This is a genomic window from Sphingomonas sandaracina, from assembly GCF_036663695.1.
GTDB lineage: Bacteria > Pseudomonadota > Alphaproteobacteria > Sphingomonadales > Sphingomonadaceae > Sphingomonas.
The window spans coordinates 87,022-106,205 of record NZ_JAXOJK010000004.1 but is presented as its reverse complement, the minus strand read 5'-3'; the positions used below and the strand labels follow the sequence as shown (position 1 = coordinate 106,205).

16 protein-coding genes are annotated in these 19,184 nt (G+C 67.2%); 4 read left to right on the top strand and 12 right to left on the bottom strand.

Features of this window, described 5'->3' with window-relative positions:
- Nucleotides 1-19 precede the first annotated feature (19 nt).
- The 4 genes from U1707_RS13400 to U1707_RS13385 form a co-directional block, all read right to left on the bottom strand.
- Nucleotides 20-1,120 (bottom strand): ATP phosphoribosyltransferase regulatory subunit, encoded by a 1,101-nt coding sequence (locus U1707_RS13400; protein WP_332800584.1) that lies wholly within the window; start codon nt 1,118-1,120, stop codon nt 20-22.
- Nucleotides 1,117-1,500: an endonuclease domain-containing protein gene (locus U1707_RS13395; protein ID WP_332800583.1), complete on the bottom strand. Its 384-nt coding sequence runs from the start codon at nt 1,498-1,500 to the stop codon at nt 1,117-1,119. The genes U1707_RS13400 and U1707_RS13395 overlap by 4 nt, the downstream gene beginning before the upstream one ends.
- Nucleotides 1,501-1,627: 127 nt before the next feature.
- Nucleotides 1,628-3,205, bottom strand: coding sequence for a phosphoglycerate dehydrogenase (serA, locus tag U1707_RS13390; protein WP_332800582.1), 1,578 nt, complete (start codon nt 3,203-3,205; stop codon nt 1,628-1,630).
- A 204-nt stretch (nt 3,206-3,409) separates the two neighbouring features.
- Nucleotides 3,410-4,564: a phosphoserine transaminase gene (locus U1707_RS13385; RefSeq protein ID WP_332800581.1), complete on the bottom strand. Its 1,155-nt coding sequence runs from the start codon at nt 4,562-4,564 to the stop codon at nt 3,410-3,412.
- Between the two features lie 256 nt (nt 4,565-4,820).
- On the opposite strand from U1707_RS13385, the gene U1707_RS13380 reads away from it, so the two are divergent.
- Nucleotides 4,821-5,474, top strand: coding sequence for an extensin family protein (locus U1707_RS13380; protein ID WP_332800580.1), 654 nt, complete (start codon nt 4,821-4,823; stop codon nt 5,472-5,474).
- 178 nt (nt 5,475-5,652) lie between these two features.
- The gene (locus tag U1707_RS13375; RefSeq protein ID WP_332800579.1) at nt 5,653-6,537 is read left to right on the top strand and encodes an LOG family protein; all 885 of its coding nucleotides are present in this window, start codon (nt 5,653-5,655) and stop codon (nt 6,535-6,537) included.
- Between the two features lie 145 nt (nt 6,538-6,682).
- Here U1707_RS13375 and U1707_RS13370 read toward each other — a convergent pair whose 3' ends face one another.
- A complete protein-coding gene (locus tag U1707_RS13370) occupies nt 6,683-7,387 on the bottom strand; it encodes a c-type cytochrome (protein ID WP_332800578.1) in 705 nt (234 codons plus the stop codon).
- 132 nt (nt 7,388-7,519) lie between these two features.
- Here U1707_RS13370 and U1707_RS13365 point away from each other — a divergent pair, with 132 nt between their 5' ends.
- Nucleotides 7,520-8,434 carry a prephenate dehydratase gene (locus U1707_RS13365; RefSeq protein ID WP_332800577.1) on the top strand — a complete coding sequence of 305 codons (915 nt, stop codon included), beginning with the start codon at nt 7,520-7,522 and terminating at the stop codon, nt 8,432-8,434.
- A gap of 126 nt (nt 8,435-8,560) precedes the next feature.
- On the opposite strand, the gene U1707_RS13360 is transcribed toward U1707_RS13365, so the two are convergent.
- Genes U1707_RS13360 through U1707_RS13350 form a run of 3 tightly spaced genes read right to left on the bottom strand, consistent with a single transcriptional unit; the run spans nt 8,561 to nt 10,969 of the window.
- The gene (locus U1707_RS13360; protein WP_443025708.1) at nt 8,561-9,958 is read right to left on the bottom strand and encodes a sensor histidine kinase; all 1,398 of its coding nucleotides are present in this window, start codon (nt 9,956-9,958) and stop codon (nt 8,561-8,563) included.
- A 10-nt stretch (nt 9,959-9,968) separates the two neighbouring features.
- On the bottom strand, nt 9,969-10,634 hold the full coding sequence (locus U1707_RS13355) for a response regulator transcription factor (RefSeq protein WP_056061146.1): 666 nt from the start codon (nt 10,632-10,634) through the stop codon (nt 9,969-9,971).
- A gap of 23 nt (nt 10,635-10,657) precedes the next feature.
- Complete coding sequence (locus tag U1707_RS13350) at nt 10,658-10,969, bottom strand: hypothetical protein (protein ID WP_332800576.1); 312 nt, start codon at nt 10,967-10,969, stop codon at nt 10,658-10,660.
- A gap of 121 nt (nt 10,970-11,090) precedes the next feature.
- On the opposite strand from U1707_RS13350, the gene U1707_RS13345 reads away from it, so the two are divergent.
- A complete protein-coding gene (locus U1707_RS13345) occupies nt 11,091-12,872 on the top strand; it encodes an ABC-F family ATP-binding cassette domain-containing protein (RefSeq protein WP_332800575.1) in 1,782 nt (593 codons plus the stop codon).
- Between the two features lie 35 nt (nt 12,873-12,907).
- On the opposite strand, the gene U1707_RS13340 is transcribed toward U1707_RS13345, so the two are convergent.
- From U1707_RS13340 to prsK, 4 genes are all read right to left on the bottom strand, one after another.
- A complete protein-coding gene (locus U1707_RS13340) occupies nt 12,908-13,711 on the bottom strand; it encodes an ATP-binding protein (RefSeq protein ID WP_332800574.1) in 804 nt (267 codons plus the stop codon).
- 87 nt (nt 13,712-13,798) lie between these two features.
- On the bottom strand, nt 13,799-15,757 hold the full coding sequence (locus U1707_RS13335; RefSeq protein WP_332800573.1) for a tetratricopeptide repeat protein: 1,959 nt from the start codon (nt 15,755-15,757) through the stop codon (nt 13,799-13,801).
- Nucleotides 15,750-17,129 carry a PEP-CTERM-box response regulator transcription factor gene (gene prsR / locus U1707_RS13330; RefSeq protein WP_332800572.1) on the bottom strand — a complete coding sequence of 460 codons (1,380 nt, stop codon included), beginning with the start codon at nt 17,127-17,129 and terminating at the stop codon, nt 15,750-15,752. Before prsR ends, U1707_RS13335 begins: the two co-directional genes overlap by 8 nt.
- On the bottom strand, nt 17,126-19,183 hold the full coding sequence (prsK, locus tag U1707_RS13325; RefSeq protein ID WP_332800571.1) for an XrtA/PEP-CTERM system histidine kinase PrsK: 2,058 nt from the start codon (nt 19,181-19,183) through the stop codon (nt 17,126-17,128). The genes prsR and prsK overlap by 4 nt, the downstream gene beginning before the upstream one ends.
- Between the last annotated feature and the right edge of the window lies 1 nt (nt 19,184).

The window sequence follows — 19,184 nt, the reverse complement described above, 5'->3', positions numbered from 1 at the left end:
TGAGGATTACGCGCAGCGCCTACAGCGCGCGGGGCTCGCCCGCTACCCAAAGATGGGTGCAGACCTGTGCTTCGGGGGTGTCGCCGGCCTCTAGTGCCGCAACGGTCACCCAGCCTTGCGCGCGCATCGTGGCGCCTTCGCTGGCGGGGGTGCCGTGCGGAAGGAACAGGCGGCGGCGGTCGACGGTGGCGACGCGCTCGACCAGAGCGTCGGCGAACAGCGAGAAACCGGTTGCGGCCTCCTCGGCGCCGTTCTCGTGAACGACGGTGTAGGTGCCGCCACGACCCACTTCGCGCGCACTGCCATCGGCGAACAGCGAGAAGCCGAGCCAGGTCTGGTATTCAAAGCCGTGCCGCTCGGTCGGATCGAGCGTGAGCGCCACGCGGCCGTCGAGCGCTTCGGCGATCCGTGCGAGGCCGTCGAGGCGGGAGGCTAGTGCGCCAGTGGTATCGAAGGCGCGGAGTCGGTCCATCGCTTGCTCAAACGGACCTGCGGCTTCGATCAACGGGAGGTAGGCGGGCGCGAGCGCGGCGACGGCACCGGCGTCCTTGGCGTCGAGCCGATCGCGCAAGGTTGCGACCAGATCATCCGCGACCGGAAACGGTCCGGCAGCCAGCGTCGGCACCAGATCGGGCAGCGTGAAGTCGATCGACGCGCCGGTAACGTCGGCGGCGGCGATCATGTCGACGGCGACCGCAACGAGTTCCTGCGCGGCGGCAACAGAGTCGAGCCCGATCAGCTCGCACCCGATCTGCCGCGTCTCACGCGCGGGCGCGAGCTGCGAGGCGCGTAGCTTGAGCACCGAACCAGCATAGCTCAGCCGGACCGGACGCGGGTGGTGGCCCATCCGCGTGGCGGCAATTCGCGCGACCTGAGCGGTTATGTCGGGGCGGATCGCCAGCGTCCGCTGCGACACCGGATCGACGAAGCGCACCGCGTCGTGAAGCCCGCCCGCCTTAAGCCGCATTTCCAGGCCATCGGCGAATTCGGCGAGCGGTGGATCGACGCGTTCGTACCCGTGGAGACGCGCTGCTTCGAGCACGCGAGCTTCCAGCGCCGCTGCCGAATCGGCGAACGGGGGGAGGCGATCTCGGAAACCTTCGGGGAGGAGTGCGGTCACTGCTCCCTCTCCCCTGCGGGGAGAGGGCCGGGGTGAGGGGCTGCCACGAGCGCTGCCGATATGACCTGCCAGACCCCGTCCATCTCGGACATGATGTCGGCGTTGCTGAACCGTATCACGCGATATCCCTGTCGTTGCAGCCAATCCGTTCGGCTTTCGTCGCGCGCTTGGTCACTATGCGTATCGCCGTCAACCTCGATGACGAGTTTCGCGTCGCGCGCGGCGAAGTCGGCGATGTAGGGGCCGATGACGAACTGGCGGGTGAATTTGGTGTTGGCGATCTGCCGGTCGCGAAGGTGGCGCCACAACTTGGCCTCCGCAGGGGTCGGCTCCCGCCGCATCCGCTTCGCGCGATCGAGGAGTAGGTCGTCGACCTTCACTGCTCCCTCTCCCCCTTCCGGGGAGAGGGTCGGGGTGAGGGGCGCCGCGAGCGATGCCCTTCCCAACTACCCCTCACCCAACCCTCTCCCCGGAGGGGAGAGGGCTTAAGCAAGAAGCGTAGCAGGGTTAGAAGTTGAGGCCCATTGCGGTCTTTACGCCGGGGAGTGCGCGGACCTTGGTGAGCAGGTCGGGCGTCACGGCTTCGTCAACCGACAGCAGCAACACGGCCTCGCCGCCAGCCGAACGACGACCAAGATGGAACGTCCCGATATTCACCCCAGCCTCGCCCAGCGCAGTCCCAAGACGACCAATGAACCCCGGCGCATCCTCGTTGACGACATACAGCATCGGCCCCGCGAGATCGGCCTCGATCTTGATCCCGAGCAGTTCGACCAACCGCGGTGCCGAATCCCCGAACAACGTGCCGGCCACCGAGCGCTCGCCATCCTTGGTCTTCACCGAAACGCGCAGCAACGTGTGGTAATCCGCCTCACGCTCGGTGCGGACTTCGCGGACCTCGAGGCCACGCTCGCGCGCCAGCACGGGAGCGTTGACCATATTCACGGTCGCCGTCTGCGTCTGGAGATACCCCGCCAGCACCGCACTCACGATGGGCTTCGCGTTCAGATCGGCCGCCGCGCCTTCGGTATGCACCGAAATCCGCGACACCGCGCCGGTCGTCAGCTGCCCGACCAGCGACCCGAGCTTCTCCGCCAGCGCCATGTAAGGTTTCAGCTTCGGCGCTTCCTCAGCCGATAGCGACGGCATGTTGAGCGCATTCGTAACGCCGCCCGACATCAGGAAATCGGCCATCTGCTCGGCGACCTGGATTGCGACGTTGACCTGCGCCTCGGTGGTCGACGCGCCGAGATGCGGCGTGCTGACGAAGTTCGGCGTGTTGAACAGCGGCGACGCCTTGGCAGGCTCCTCGACGAACACGTCGAGCGCGGCGCCGCCGACCTGGCCTGAATCGAGCGCCGCCTTCAGCGCGACCTCGTCGATCAGGCCGCCGCGTGCGCAGTTGATGATGCGAACCCCCTTCTTGGTCTTGGCGAGCGCCTCGGCCGAGAGGATGTTGCGCGTCTGGTCGGTGAGCGGCGTGTGCAGCGTGATGAAATCGGCGCGCGCGAGCAGTTCGTCGAGCGTGACCTTCTCGACGCCGATCTCGATCGCGCGCTCGGGCGTGAGGAACGGATCGAACGCCACGACCTTCATCTTCAGGCCGCGCGCACGGTCGGCGACGATCGAGCCGATATTGCCCGCCCCGATCAGGCCGAGCGTCTTCGACGTCAGCTCGACGCCCATGAAGCGGTTCTTCTCCCACTTGCCGGCCTGGGTCGAGGCGTCGGCCTCTGGCAGCTGGCGGGCGAGCGCGAACATCAGCGCGATCGCGTGCTCGGCGGTGGTGATCGAGTTGCCGAACGGCGTGTTCATCACGACCACGCCCTTGGCCGAGGCGGCGGGGATATCGACGTTGTCGACGCCGATCCCGGCGCGGCCGACGACCTTAAGGTTGGTGGCGTGCTCGAGGATTTCCTTGGTCACCTTGGTCGAGCTGCGGATCGCGAGGCCGTCATACTCGCCGATGATCGCGATCAGCTCGGCAGGCGTCTTGCCGGTGATCTCGTCGACCTCGACGCCGCGCTCGCGGAAGATCTGCGCGGCGCGGGGATCCATTTTGTCGGAGATAAGGACTTTTGGCATGGGATTGCTCCTGAAAATTTCGGTGAATTGGGGTGCCGCCTTCCGTTCCGATCCTGACCCCCATTCCGTCATCCCGGCGGAAGCCGGGACCCACGGTTGCGGTCCGCATCATGAGCGGGCGCTCCGTGTCCATGGGTCCCGGCGTGCGCCGGGATGACGGAATGGGGGGTGTTGGAGGGACGATTTAAGAGGCGTGGTAGCTAGTTAGGCCGCCTTAGCGGTCGCGTAGGCCCAGTCGAGCCAAGGGCCGAGCGCTTCGATATCCGCGGTGTCGACGGTCGCGCCACACCATATCCGCAAGCCCGGAGGCGCATCGCGGTAGCCGGCGACGTCAAAGGCCGCGCCCGCCTTCTCGAGCGCCGAGGCCATCGCCTTGATCACCGCCTCGTCCGCGCCCTCGACCGTGAGACACACGCTGGTCTTCGACCGCGTCGCCGGATCGGCCGCGAGATGCCCGAGCCAATCGCGCTCCGCCACGATCTTGTCCAACGCAGCCGCATTCGCATCCGACCGCTTGATCAGGCCGTCCTCGCCAAGCGACCTCGCCCATTCGAGGCTGAAGATCGCATCCTCGACGGCCAGCATCGACGGCGTGTTGATCGTCTCGCCCTTGAACACGCCCTCGGCGAGCTTGCCCTTCGAGACGAGGCGGAACACCTTCGGCAGCGGCCACGCCGGCGTATAGCTCTCAAGCCGCTCGACCGCACGCGGCCCGAGGATCAGCACGCCGTGCGCGCCTTCCCCGCCGAGCACCTTCTGCCACGAGAAGGTCGCGACATCGATCTTGGTCCAGTCGATATCGTAAGCGAAAACGCCCGACGTCGCATCGGCGAACGAGAGACCTTCCCGGTCGTCCGAAATCCAGTCCGCATTCGGCACGCGCACGCCGCTGGTGGTGCCGTTCCAGGTGAACAGCACGTCGTTCGACCAGTCGACCGCGTCCAGGTCGGGCAGCTGGCCGTAATCGGCGCGTACGACGGTCGGATCGATCTTGAGCTGCTTCACGGCATCCGTGACCCAGCCCTCGCCGAAGCTTTCCCACGCGAGCGCGGTGACGGGCTTCGCGCCCAGCATCGTCCACATCGCCATCTCGTACGCGCCGGTGTCGGAGCCGGGGACTATGCCGATGCGGTGCGTATCGGGGAGCTTCAGCAGTTCGCGCATCAGGTCGATGCTGTACTGGAGACGCGTCTTGCCGATCTTCGAGCGATGCGAGCGACCGAGCGAGGCGGTGGCAAGCTTGTCCGCGGACCAGCCCGGAGGCTTCGCGCAGGGACCGGAGCTGAAAAAGGGACGTGCCGGCTTGGTAGCGGGCAGCGCAGGCGCATTTGTAGCGGGTGCGTAGGTCGTATCAGTCATGTATCTCTCCTCACAGAGAGCACGCGCGGCGTTGGGACCGCGTGGCCCGTCGCCGGCCCTAGCGGCGTTCGCGGAGGTGTCAAGCCGTTGGACCAAGCGCATGTGGCGACGGGACTCGCCCTACCGTGCGCCAAACTCACTCCGTCACCCCGGGCTTGTTCCGGGGTCCACGGTGCCACATCACCTACGAGTGCGGGAAAAGGTCACACGTGGATGCCGGAACAAGGCTCTCCTGAGCTCGGCCGAAGGGCCCGGCATGACGGAGTGGGTGGGGGTCTTTTTCCTGGCCCTGACTCTTGCCGCCTGTGGGCGCGCCGATCGGCCGAGCGCCCCGCAGCAGACCCGCCCCAACATCTCCGTCCCGAGCAACCGCGAGACCGCGCAGTGCCTCGCCGACCTGCGCGCACTCCACGTCTCGTTCCAGGTACTCCCCGACCGCGAGACCGGGCCGGGGTGCGGCCTCAACGGCACCGTTAAACTCGTCGATATCGGCGTCCCCGTCGCCAACCTCACCGCGGTACGCTGCGGCGCGGCGCGGGCGCTCATCGGCTGGACGCGCAACGCGGTCGCACCGGCCGCGTACCAGATGCTCGGCAGCGAACTCGCGCGAGTCGACAGCATGGGGAGCTACGCGTGTCGCAACGTCGTCGGCTCCGCGCGCAACGTCAGCCGCCGCTCGGGCCACGCGATCGCCAACGCGATCGACATTGGCGGGTTCGTGCTGAAGGACGGGCGGCGGATCACGGTGCTGGGCGACTGGAACTCGCCCGACCCGCAGGTCCGCCAATTCCTCCAGACGATCCGCGCATCGGCCTGCAGGCGGTTCGGCACGGTGCTCAGCCCCGATTACAACGCCGCGCACCGCAACCACCTTCACCTCGAGGACGATCACGCTGGGTTCTGCCGCTGACCCCCACCCGTCATCCTGGGCTCGACCCAGGATCCAGAGCCAAAAGCGTCGCGGGCCGTAACCCTGGATCCCAGCTTTCGCTGGGATGACGAATGGTTGGAATGACGGCTGCCCGGATGAGGGGACTTTGGGCGGCTCGGTCTAGCCCTGCCGCCGCGTTTCCTCTAATTGCGCCTGAATGACCGATACACGAGTACCATCGCGCGTTTTCGCGAACGCCAGCCAAGACGCTGAAACCGCCCGCGAAATCGTTTCCACCCCGCAAACCCAGCATCCGCATTACCGGCTCGCCTTCCAGGACATGGATTTCCTGTTGCGCGAAGACCTGCGGCCGGTGCGCTTCCAGCTCGAATTGCTGAAGACCGAACTCGTCCTCGACGAGGCGAAGATCGGCTCGACGTTCGTGTTCTACGGCTCCGCCCGCATTCCCGAACCGTCGAAGGCGCAGGCGCTGCTGGCGCTGGCGACCGACGAGAAGTCCAAGAAGATCGCCGAGCGGCTGGTCGAGAAGTCCAAATATTACGACGTCGCGCGCGAACTCGCGGCCAAGGTCAGCGTGCTGCCGCGCGACGAGCGTGGCTGGCGGCAGTTCGTGGTGTGCTCGGGCGGCGGTCCGTCGATCATGGAAGCCGCCAACCGCGGCGCGGACGACGTCGGCGCCGAGTCGATCGGCCTGAACATCGTCCTGCCGCACGAGCAGGCACCCAATCCCTACGTTACCCCGTCGCTATCGGTGCAGTTCCACTATTTCGCGCTCCGGAAAATGCACTTCCTGCTGCATGCGCGTGCGCTCGCGGCGTTTCCGGGCGGCTTCGGGACGTTCGACGAACTCTTCGAGCTGTTGACGCTGATCCAGACGGGCAAGATCCAGCCGATCCCGGTGCTGCTGTTCGGGCGCGCGTTCTGGGAGCGGGTCGTGAATTTCGACGCGCTGGTCGAGGAAGGCGTCGTCAGCGAGAAGGATCTCGGGATCTTCCGCTACGTCGAGACGGCCGACGAGGCCTGGGACGCGGTGCAGTCGTTCTATCGTGAACGCGCCGAGGAGGACGCCGCCGAGAGCTGAGCCGGCCCGGTAGGGAGCGGCGTCCCACCTGCTCCCTCTCCCCCTTCCGGGGAGAGGGCTGGGGTGAGGGGCTGTTCCAGGCGGCGCACTGCTTGGCAGCCCCTCACCCCGACCCTCTCCCCGCAGGGGAGAGGGAGTAGCAAGATTACTTTTCCGAACGAGCGCCCTTGCGCGCCGCTTCCGGATCGACCGACGGCGCACCCGAAGCAGGCGTACCGGTGTTGGCGATGTCCGCCGTATCGGCCCCGTTGGTCGCCGCAGCCTCGGCCGCATCCGCCGTCGCCGGCTGGTCCTTTGCCGCCGCCGGTGCCGCACCCGCGGCAGGTGCCGCCGGCAGCGGCACGTTCGAACCCTGCTGGTTGAGATATAGGATCACGTTCGCGCGATCCTGCGCATTGCCCAGCCCGGCGAACGTCATCTTGGTGCCCGGCGCGAATTTGCGCGGCGACGTCAGCCACGCGTTCATCTTGTCGAAGTCCCAGGTTCCGCCGACGCCGGCCAGCGCCGCGGAAAACGCGAACCCGCCCTTGCCCTTGGCGATCGCCTCGCCGACGGTGCCGTACAGGTTGGGGCCGATACCGTTCGCACCACCCTGGTTGATGGTGTGGCAGGCGGCGCACTTCTTGAACACTTCGGCGCCCTTGGCGGCGTCGGCGGTCGGCAGCAGCGATGCGATCGGAACCTCGGCGGCGCCGCCCTCCGCGCCCTCGGCGGCGACACCCTCGATCGCATAGCCCATCTTCTCGGGACGCTCGCCGTGGAAGATCATCCCACCGACGATCGACAGCCCGAGTGCCGCACCACAGCCTGCGAGCACCCAGCCGGCGATCGTATTGGTCCGATTGTCCATCTTGTGCATCCGCCCTGTTCTGTTTGGGATAGCCATAGAAAACGCAGGCGCGCACCGCAAGCCGCGCTGGAATGGCACGCGGCTGTCTAATCGGCTTGAACAGACAGGCAGCGCGCTTTAGGCGCTAGGCGCATGGAAAACTTCGCCGCCCCCGCCCGCCCCATCGTCGCGCGGATGACAGATGCCGCCGCCGCAGAGCCGGCACGCGCGGTTGCGTTCCAGGGTGCGCCCGGCGCCAACAGCCATGTCGCCGCGGTGGAGGCATTCCCCGACGGCCTGCCGCTGCCCTGTTTCGATTTCTCCGACGCGATCGACGCGGTGAAGGACGGCCGCGCCGACTGCGCGATCATCCCGATCGAGAATTCGCTGCACGGCCGCGTCGCCGACATCCACTTCCTGCTCCCCGAATCGGGGCTGGTCATCACCGGCGAACACTTCCTGCCGATCCGCCACGCGCTGATGGGGGTTGGCCCCAGAACCGACGGACACGACGGCATACGCCAGGCGATGAGCCATCCGCAGGCGCTCGGCCAATGCCGCCACTGGCTGAAGGCGCACGGGATCGAGCCGGTGAGCTACCCCGATACTGCGGGCGCAGCGGCGGTCGTGGCCGAACTCGGCAACCCGTCGATCGCCGCGCTCGCACCACCCGCCGCGGCCAGCCTGTACGGGCTGGAACTGCTCGCGACGGACATCGCCGATGCGGATCACAACACGACGCGGTTCGTGGTGCTGGCACGCGGCGGTAAGCCCCCCGCGGCGCAGGAGTCGGCCGGCGGCGCGTGGATGACGACGCTGATCTTCGAAGTCAGAAACGTGCCCGCCGCGCTCTACAAGGCGGTCGGCGGGTTCGCGACCAACGGGGTGAACATCACCAAGCTGGAAAGCTATCAGCGCAACGGGAGTTTCTCGGCGACGGAATTCTATGCGGACGTGGTCGGCAAGCCCGGCGATGCGAACCTCGACCATGCGCTGGAGGAACTGGGGTTCCATTCGAAATGGTTGCGGGTGCTAGGGACGTATCGGCAGGCAAGGTCGCGGGGCTGACCGTCTGCTTTCGCCCCTCCCTGGAAGGGAGGGGTTGGGGGTGGGTCGGGTTCCGCATGGCCGAACCGTTGGGGCTCAAGCTGGCCTACCCACCCCCAGCCCCTCCCTTTCAGGGAGGGGGGAAGATTAGTTCGCCGCAGGCAACCGCAGCCGCACGAGCAACCCACCGAGGTCCTCGCTCTCCTCCAGCGCGACCGTCCCCTCATAAATCTCTGCCACATCACGCACGATCGCCAACCCAAGCCCAGTCCCCGGCTTCCCCGTATCCAGCCGCACGCCGCGATCGAAGATGCGCACCCGCTCCTCCGCCGGAATGCCGACACCGTCGTCCTCGACCAGGAACTCGACGAACCCCGACTGCGCACCGACCGTCACGAACACGCTGCCGCCACCGTATTTCGCCGCGTTCTCGATCAGATTGCCGAGCATCTCGTCCAGATCCTGCCGTTCGACATGGACCTGCAACCCACGCGGCCCGGTCACGTCGATCCGCACATGGCGGTACAAACGCCCAACCGCACGCTCGACCGATTCGAGGCTCGGCCAAACATCCGCACGACTATGCGCAGACCCACGCCGCCCGACCGCCCGCGCCCGCGCGAGATGATGGTCGACCTGCCGCCGCATCGTCCGCGCCTCGCGGATCACCGTGTCGGCCAGGTCGTCGGACTGCGCGGTGGCGGCGTTCATGATCACCGTAAGCGGCGTCTTGAGCGCATGCGCCAGGTTGCCGGCATGCCGCCGCGCTTCCTCCGCCTGGCGCTCGTTATGCTCGATCAGCGCGTTCAGTTCCTCGACCATCGGCGCGACCTCGACCGGCATCGCGCTCGACACGCGGTTCGACTGCCCCGCCCGCATCCGGGCGATCTCCTCGCGCACGCGGCGCAGCGGCCACAGCCCGTAGAACGTCTGGAGTGCCGCCATCACGATCAGCCCCAGGGCGAGCAACGCAAAGCTGCGCACCAGCGTGCGCCGGAGCGTCGTGATCTGCGCATCCAGCCCATCGCGGCTTTGCGCCACCTGGAATCGCCAATGCACCTTGGATCCGGGGATCACCGCGTCGCGCTCGACGACCCGCAGCTTTTCGTCGGGAAACTGCGCACTGTCGTAGAAATGCGCGTTGCGGTCGTCATGCGGTCCGCCGAACGCGAGCCGTCGATCCCATAACGAACGCGACGGGAAATCCTCGCGCCCCTTGCCCGACACCTGCCAGTACAGCCCCGAATAAGGCTCGACGAAGCGCTGGTCCGCCGCGGCCTCGCGCGAGAAGATCACCTCGCCGTCAGGGCCGATCTCGGACGAATTGAGCAACGATCGCAGCACATATTCGAGCTGGTCGTCGAAATTGCGCGTCACCGCCGCCGACAGCACCCGGTCGAGCGCGAACCCGCCGCCGCTGAGCAGCACGCCGATCCACACCGCCGCGATCAGGATCATGCGTCGCGACAGCGATCCCTTGACCGCAGCGGGCACGCGGATCGGCCCGTCCGCTATCGGCGTTTCTATGACCGGCGCGCTGTCCATGACCGAACCGTCAGGCGTCCGGATCTTCAAGGCTGTAGCCGAGGCCGCGGATCGTCGTGATCACGTCCTGGCCCAGCTTCTTGCGGATGCGCGTCACGAACACTTCGATCGTGTTCGAGTCGCGATCGAAATCCTGGTCGTAGATGTGCTCGATCAACTCGGTGCGGCTGACGACCTTGCCCTTGTGATGCAACAGGTAGCTCAGCAGCTTGTATTCCTGCGCGGTCAGCTTCACCGGCTCGCCGGCGCGCGTCACCTTGCCGCTGCGCGTGTCGAGGCGGATATCGCCCGCGGTCAGCTCGGACGAGGCGTTGCCCGACGCACGGCGGATCAGCGCACGCAGGCGAGCGATCAGCTCCTCGCTCTGGAACGGCTTGGCGACGTAATCGTCCGCACCCGCATCGAGGCCGGCGACCTTGTCCGACCAGCTGTCGCGCGCGGTCAGCACCAGGACGGGCATCGTCTTGCCCTCTTTCCGCCAGCGATCGAGCACCGTCAGCCCGTCGATCTCCGGCAAGCCGAGATCGAGCACGACCGCGTCGTAATTCTCGGTCGAGCCGAGGAAATGCCCCTCCTCGCCATCGACCGCGAGATCGATCGCATAGCCGGCCCCTTCCAGGGTGTTCTTCAATTGCTGGCCGAGATTCGGCTCGTCCTCGACGATCAGAACGCGCATGATACTCCTCTCGATTGGGGTTTTCAGCGACCCGTGCGGCCGACGATCTGGCCATTGCGGCCATCGACGTCGACCCAGATGACGGTTCCATCGCGCAGGAATTTCAACGTGTAAATGGCGCTGCCCGAATCATAGTCCGAGCCGAGATACTGTGCGCCCCGCATCGTCGGGATGACGCGCGACTCGATCTCGCGCAACGACGGCGCACCCGTCCTGCGCGCCTGCAACGCCGACATCTGGTCGCTGCGGCGTTGATCCGCGCCCACCAGCATGGGTGCGGCACCCATCAGGAACGGCGCAGCGGCCAGGGTTGCAAGGAAAAGCAGCATCTTCATGGCGGTGGCATAGCCCTCCCGCATTGAACAGCCTGTGAATGATCGCAACAGGCCGCCGACAGCACGAAGTCGGCGCGGTGTAACTTGCCTGCATCACTTCGCACCCCTACGTGGCGCGAACATGGCAGCACCAATCTTAGCATTCGAAGGCCTCGGGCTCGTCCAGGGCTCGGGATGGCTCTTTCGCAATCTCGACATCCATATCGGACCACGCGACCGGCTCGCGCTGATCGGCCGCAACGGCGCGGGCAAGACGACCTTGCTCAAGCTGCTCGGCGGCAGCGTCGTCGCGGACGAGGGTCGCCGGACGATCGTCCCGGGCACCCGCGTCGTGATCCTGGAACAGGAGCCCGACCTGCGCGGCTTCGCGACCTTGCGCGATTACGTGATGGCCGGCGACGATGCGCCGGTGAATTACGAGGCGGATTCGATCGCCGACCAGCTCGGCATCGACCTGTCGCGTGAGGCGGCATCGGCGTCGGGCGGCGAGCGGCGCCGCGCGGCGATCGTCCGCGCACTGTCGCAGGACCCCGACGTGTTGCTGCTCGACGAGCCGACCAACCATCTCGACATCGGCGCGATCGAATGGATCGAGGACTGGCTCAAGCGCTTCCGCGGCGCGTTCGTCGTCATCAGCCATGACCGTACGTTCCTGACGCGCCTGACCAAGCAGACGCTGTGGCTCGATCGCGGTGCGATCCGACGGGCGGAGATCGGCTTCGGCGGGTTCGAGGCGTGGACCGAGCAGGTCTATGCCGAGGAACAGCGCCAGGCCGAGAAGCTCGATGCACGGCTGAAGCTGGAGGAGCATTGGCTGCTCCGTGGTGTCACCGGGCGGCGCAAGCGCAACCAGGGCCGCTTGACCAAGCTGCACGAGATGCGCGCCGAACGCGCGTCGATGATCGGGCCGCAGGGGTCGGCGAACCTGACCACCAGCAGCGACGACACCAAGTCGAAGGTCGTGATCGACGCCAAGAACGTCACCAAGGTGTACGGCGACCGCACGATCATCGGCGACTTGACGTTGAGGGTGACTCGCGGCGACCGCATCGGCATCGTCGGCCGCAACGGCGCGGGTAAGTCAACGCTGTTGAAGCTGCTGACCGGCGAGATCCAGCCCGATAGCGGCTCGATCAAGCTGGCACAGACGCTGGACGCCGTGGTGATCGACCAGCAGCGCAGCCTGATGGCACCCGAGAAGACGGTTCGTGAAGTCGTCGTCGACGGAGGCGAATGGATCGACGTGCTCGGCGTTCGCAAGCACATCCACGGCTATCTGAAGGACTTCCTGTTCGATCCGAACATGGTCGACGCGAAGATCGGCTCGCTGTCGGGTGGCGAACGGTCACGGCTGTTGCTGGCGCGTGAATTCGCCAAACCGTCCAACCTGTTGGTGTTGGACGAGCCGACCAACGATCTCGATCTCGAGACGCTCGACCTGTTGCAGGAGGTGATCGGCGATTACGACGGCACCGTGCTGATCGTCAGCCACGATCGCGACTTCCTCGACCGCACCGTGACGATCACGCTAGGGCTCGACGGCTCGGGTACGGTCGACGTCGTCGCCGGCGGGTACGAGGATTGGGAAAAGCGTCGCGTCTCGACGACCACCGGCAAGCGCGCCTCGAAGAAGGTCGCGGCCACCGCTCCCGTCGCCGCGGCTCCCCGTGCGAAGCTGACCTACAAGGACCAGCGCGATTACGAGTTGCTGCCCAGGCGGATCGAGGAACTCGACAAGCAGATGGCGGCCGATGCGGTGAAGCTCGCCAAGCCCGACCTGTACATGCGCGACAATGCGACGTTCGCAAAGCTGACCAAGGCAATCGAAGCCGCGCGGGCGGAGAAGGAAGCGGCCGAATTACGCTGGCTAGAACTGGCTGAGATGGTCGAGGGCGGCAGCTAGGGCGCGACGGGCAGCTCGCCCTCGCCCGGCCGGATCTAGACACTCCGGCCGGCCCTGCCGGCGAGGTCCACGACGAACTGCCACGCGACGCGACCGGATCGGCTGCCGCGACGCGTGGCCCAACCGATCGCCTCGGCGGGATCGAACGCCAGACCATAGGTCGCGGCGTAGCTGGCGACGATCGACAGATATCCGTCCTGGTCGAGCGCATGGAACCCTAGGCTCAGCCCAAAGCGGTCCGACAACGCGAGATGATCGTCCGCCGAGTCGCGCGGATTGATCGCGCTTTCCTGTTCGGCGATGTCGCGGGGTGCCAGATGCCGCCGGTTCGCGGTGACGAGCAGGCGGACGTTATGCGGCCGCGGTTCGCTTCCCCCTTCGAGCATCGAGCGCAGCGCACGCGCCTCGGCGGGCACGTCGAATCCGAGATCGTCGACGAACACCGCAAACGCCCGATCCACCGCGGCAAGCGTGGCGAACAACATTGGCAGGCCGGTCAGGTCGGAGACTTCGACGAGCGCAAGATCGCCCGCTTCCGCCTGGATCGCGGCAACCGCGCTCTTGACCAGCGCCGACTTGCCGGTGCCGCGCGCACCCCATAGCAGGACGTCCTGCGCGGCATATCCGCTGGCAAGGCGTCGCAGATTGGCGAGCAAGGCCGCCTTCTGGCGATCGATCCCGATCAGTCTCTCGATCGGCAGCGGCGCAAAGCCGCGCACCGGCACCAGGGCGCCACCGCGCCACACATAGGCAGGATGCGCCCGCGGATCGGCAGTGGGCGGCGGCGGTGGCGACAGCCGTTCCAACGCGGCGGCGATACGGTCCAACGGGTCGATCATGCGCCGCTATTGGCCGGGCGAACCGCAGGAGACAAGTATTGAGCCGCGCGAGTAGTCAGCCAAGCTGGTATTCAGCCGAGCTGGTATTCAGCCGAGCTGGCGAAGATGGTCGGCGATCGCCGCATCGGCGGGCGCCAGTTGCGTCGCCTTGACCAGCAACTGCCGGGCACCGACCAGATCCCCGTCCGCCGCCAGCGCTACACCGTACGCATCGGCGGCCGTCGCGCGCATCGGCGACAGCGCATAGGCAGCGCGAGCATAGCGAACCGCGACCGCACCGTCGTCCCTGCCCGCATAGGCCAGCGCAAGGTCGGCGAGGACGCCGCCATCGCGGTTGCCGACGCGAGCCCGGACGTTCTCAAGCGTGTCGATCGCCCGGTCCCATTCGCCCGACGCCACCTGGAGATGACCGAGCATCCGCGCGCCTGTCAGGCTCTGCGGATTCTGCGACAGGTACAGGACGAGCGTCGCCGCCGAGTCCTGCGCCCGGCCCACACGGGCAAGCGCATCGACCAGGCGCACCATCGTGGGCTCGTCGAACGACAGATCCGCGGCCTGGGCGTACGGCCCGACCGCGTCGCCATAGCGTCCTGCCGCTGCAAACGTGTCCCCGAGCGCGACCTGCGCCGCCGGCGAACCGGGCATCGCCCCGACGAGCGCCCGCGCACGAGCGATGGCGCCCGGATAGTCACCGGCGGCGATCTGGGCGCGGATAGGACCGATGACGTCATTGGCATTGCCGTCGGCGAAGGCAGCGATCGGCGATAGCGGCCCCGCCCCCGCTGCACGATCGAGGAACGCCGCCGCCCCCGGCCGGTCGCCGACCGCCTCCAGTGCACCCGCGACGAGGGTGAGTGTGTAGCTATCGGCATCGGTACGCGAACCGACCGGTCGCAGCACGTCCAACGCGCCACGGGCATTCCCCGAGCGGAGCAGCGCGGCACCAAGCAGCTGACGCGCGACACTGTTGACGGGCTGAAGCCGGACGAGTTTGCGCCAATATCCGGCCGCTTGCCCGAACCGGCCCTGCGAAAATGCGAGGTTCCCGGCCAGCATCAGCGTGCCCGGCAACGCGTCGATCGCGCCACCCGTCTTCCGCAACAGTGTCTCGGCAAGCTGTATCCGGCCGGCGCGTGCGGCGAGCACCGCCTGGAGATACAGTGCCGTCGGGCTACCGGGGCGAGCGAGCAGCGCGCGCCTGGTGGCGGCGAGCATGTCGGCGTTGCGCCCCGCATCGCCCAGCGTCGCGGCATATTCGTTCAGCGCCGGCGGATAATAGGCATCGCGCCGTAACGCCGCCTCGAACCAGGGAAGCGCCGCCACGAGACCGTAGCGGCTGCGAACGACTTCGCCCTGCAAGGTTAGCGCGTCCGGCCGGCGCGGATCCAGCGACACCGCCCGCGCCGCCGCGATCGTCGCACCGCCGACATCGCCACCCGCCAGCGTCAGGCGACCGAGATCGGTCCAGCCCGCAGCATCGCGCGGCGTAACGGTGAGCAGCGCCCGGAGGATCGCCACCGCCCCATTGACGTTCCCCTGCGCCGCCAGTGCCCGTGCCCGGACCCGCGCCGCATAACCGGCGTAGCGCGGTTGCGCGGCGGCCGCTTCGGCGATGGCGCCGCTGGTATCGCCACGCAAGAGACGCGCATGGGCCGACAGCTGATGCAGCCGGCTCGCCGGGAACCCCGCCGCGATCGCCGCTGCGAGTTCGGTTTCGGCGGCGATCCCGTCGTCCAACTCTAGGAACGCCCGCGCCAGAACCGCGTGCGCGATCCCCAACGTCCGGTCCGCAGCGATCGCCCGTTGTGCATTAGTCCGCGCGGCGCTGTAGTTGCCGGCGTCAAGCGTCTTCAGGCTGTCGGCAAGCAACCGAGCGGCGCTTGGCTGCGTCGATCGCATCGCCACCGCGACGGCGACCAGGACTACGAAGAGACACAGCAGGCAGATCGCCACCACGCGGGCCCGATTGCCCGCAAACGCCTTGGCCGGCCAAAGCCGACGTTTGCGCCGACGCCGACGCAGCAGCGGGTAGATCGCCTCAGCCATGCAGGTCGTAGCTTTTCAGCAGATCGTACAGCGTCGGCCGACTGATCCCCAGCAACCGCGATGCGCTCGAGATATTGCCATCGGCGCGCGCGAGCGCCTGACGGATCGACTTGCGGTCGGCCAGTTCCCGCGCGGTACGCAGATTGAGCGCGGCCACGTCGTCGCCCTTGCCGTCGAGATCGAGGTCGGCCGCGGTCACCAGTTTGCCGTCGGCCATGATGACCGCGCGCTTGATCCGGTTTTCGAGTTCGCGGACATTGCCGGGCCAGCCCCAGGCGTCGATCGCAGCACGCGCGTCGGGAGCGAGGCCGGTGACGACGGGGTTCATCGTCTTGGCATAGCGCGTGGCGAAATGCCGCGCGAGCAACACCGCATCGCCGGTCCGTTCAGCCAATGGCGGTATCCGCACGACGATCTCGGCAAGGCGGTAGTACAGGTCCTCGCGAAACCGCCCCGCGGCGACCATCGCGTCGACGTTCTGGTGCGTCGCGCAAACGATGCGGGTGTCCACCGGGATCGCCTTGCGCCCGCCGACCCGCTCGATCACGCGCTCCTGCAGGAACCGCAGCAGCTTCACCTGGAGCGCGAGCGGCACATCGCCGATCTCGTCGAGGAACAGCGTGCCGCCGGCGGCCTGTTCGATCTTGCCTTCGGTGGTCTTTATGGCGCCGGTGAATGCACCCTTTTCGTGACCGAACAATTCGCTTTCGAGCAGCGTCTCGGGAATCGCCGCGCAGTTGATCGCGACGAAATTACCCCGCGACCGCGGCGACGCATTGTGCAGCCCGCGGGCAAGCAGTTCCTTGCCGGTACCGCTCGCGCCGAGCAGCATCACCGAGACGTTGGCGGGTGCGACACGCTCCAGCGTCCGGGTGACGACCGCCATCTCAGGCGATGCGGTGATCAGGCCGCCAAAGCCGCCGGGACCGATCCGCGCGGCAAGCCGACGGTTTTCGGCTTCCAGCGCATGGACATGAAACGCGCGGCTGACGATCAGGCCCAGCGCGTCGATATCGATCGGCTTCGCATAGAAATCCCAGGCGCCGTCGGCGATCGCCTGCAGCGCACTTTCACGCGCGCCATGCCCCGACGCGACGATGACCTTGGTATCGGGCTTCATTGCCAGGATGTCGCGCAGCGTCGCAAAGCCTTCGGAAACGCCATCGGGGTCGGGCGGCAGGCCCAGGTCGAGCGTTACGACCGCGGGCTCATATGCGCGGATCGCATCGAGCGCCTGCGCACGATCGCTGGCGACGACGATCTCATATCCCTCGTACGCCCAGCGAAGCTGACGTTGCAGGCCGGCGTCGTCCTCGACGATCAACAGCACGGGCAAGGGCGTGGTCCCCCGCGAAGTCGGCTCGTCGCTCATGCCGCTGCCTCAAGCCTGTCGGCGATACGAAGCAGGATGCGGAACCGGGTCCCCTCGCCTTCGCGGCTGGTGACCTCAAGCGTGCCGCCCATCGCATTGACGAGTTGGCGCGCCTCGAACGCGCCGATCCCGAAACCGGTCGGCTTGGACGAGACGAACGGGCGAAAAAGGTGCTCGCGAACGAAGCCGGGTGCCATGCCACAGCCTTGATCGACTACGTCGATCGCGATGTGGTCGCCGATGGCTTCGACCGACAGCAGGATGGTATCCTCCGAGCCACTAGCCTCGATCGCATTCTGGACGAGGTGGCCAAGCACCTGTTCGAGCCGTGCCGCATGACCGCGTGCGAACGCCGACGACGTTTGCGCCGCGATCGGATGTTGGGCGCGTCGGCTCGCAACGACTCGATCGACGATCGACCCGACGTCGATCGGCCGGAGCGGCTCGTTACGGCCCGGGCCATGCTGCGAGAGGCGTGCGAGCAGCGCGTTCATGCGATCGGACGAGTCCTTGAGCGTGGCGACCATATCGACCCGGAACGCGGGATTGTCGGCATGGCGCTCGGCGTTGCGCGCGACCAGCGTCAACTGGCTGACGAGGTTCTTGATATCGTGGAGAATGAAGGCGAAACGGCGGTTGAACTCGTCGAACCGCGCCGCGTCCGCCAGCGCCGCATGCGCGCGATCCTCGGCAAGATAGCTCGCCGCCTGCCGCCCGGCGACCCGCAACAGATCGAAATCTTCCCAGTCGAGCGCCCGGTCGACGGGAGGACGCGCGAGAATGATCGCGCCGATCAGCGCATCGCCGTGGAGCAGCGGCACGATCGCCCAGGCCTCCGGACATGCGCGGAGCCAGTCGGGGACACTCGCCGTTTCGTCCATGGAACAGGTACCCGCGCGCACGCCGTCCAGTTCAACGATCCGCGCGGTGCCGGCGAGATACCGCGCCAGCGCATTATCCGGCGGCCCCTCGGCGACGGCGGTCCAGTTCCATCCCGCGCCCATGACGAGCGTACCGGCGTCGGGAACGAGAAGCAGGCCGCCGGGCGAGTCGGTCAGGTCGGCGATCGATTTCACGACGCGTGTCTCGAGCAAATCCGCTCCGGCGCCGGGTCTTCCCAGCGTATCGGTGAAGCGTTGCCATTCCGCGCGATAATCGTAGCGGTGTCGAAAGAGATGCTTGGCGACCTTTACCTTGGCCCAGGCCCGCAGCCACGGCGTCGAGAGCAAGGCCAACAGCGCGGCGGTCGCGCCGAAGACGATCGCGGTCTGTACGATCCGTATCGAGCCGCCGGCATAGCTCGCGGCCAGACTGGTCGCCATCGCCGTGGCACCCGCGTACAGGACGAGCGCGATCGCGAACAACGCCCTGACAGCGATCGGTCGCGACACGGCGAGCGTCCAGTCGCCGCTCCGATGCACCGCGATCGCCAGAAGCACCGCCACGCCTGCCATCGCTGCACCGCGCAGGATCACGAGGCCGATCGACCAGTCGCCCTGAACATAGCGCGCGCCGAACAACAGCAGATCGACGCTCCACATCGATGCGAGCGCGAGCACCACGAGCCGGACGCCGCCGCGCGAGATCGGCGCGGCCTGATACAAATGATGCACCAGCACCAGCGCGCTGACCGCCGCCATCATTCGGAATACGAGCCGCGCCGACTCCAGCGCGGCCAGGGCATCGACCTCGACCGGCGCCAATTGAACCACGGCGAGCATCGCGCTGGCGCTGGCGATGATGATCACCACGCAGTAGACCGCGCCGAGCGATACGCTGCCGGCGCGATCGTGCCGGACCAGCGTCATCATGAAAAACAGCCAGGCGACGTTGCGGACGCTTTCGGCGATCCGCGTGGCGACATCGCCCGCATCGATCCCGGCCACTGCCAAGGCCCAAAGGCTCGTCGCGAACAACGCAACGACGAACGCGCGATGCGCCCAGCGCCCCAGCCCCCAACTCGCGCCCTGCCCGCCGCGCAGTTGCGCAAGGCCAAGCGTACCGAACAGCAGCGCCGTCAGCGCGTGCGCCCACAGGATCAAGGTACCGCTCACG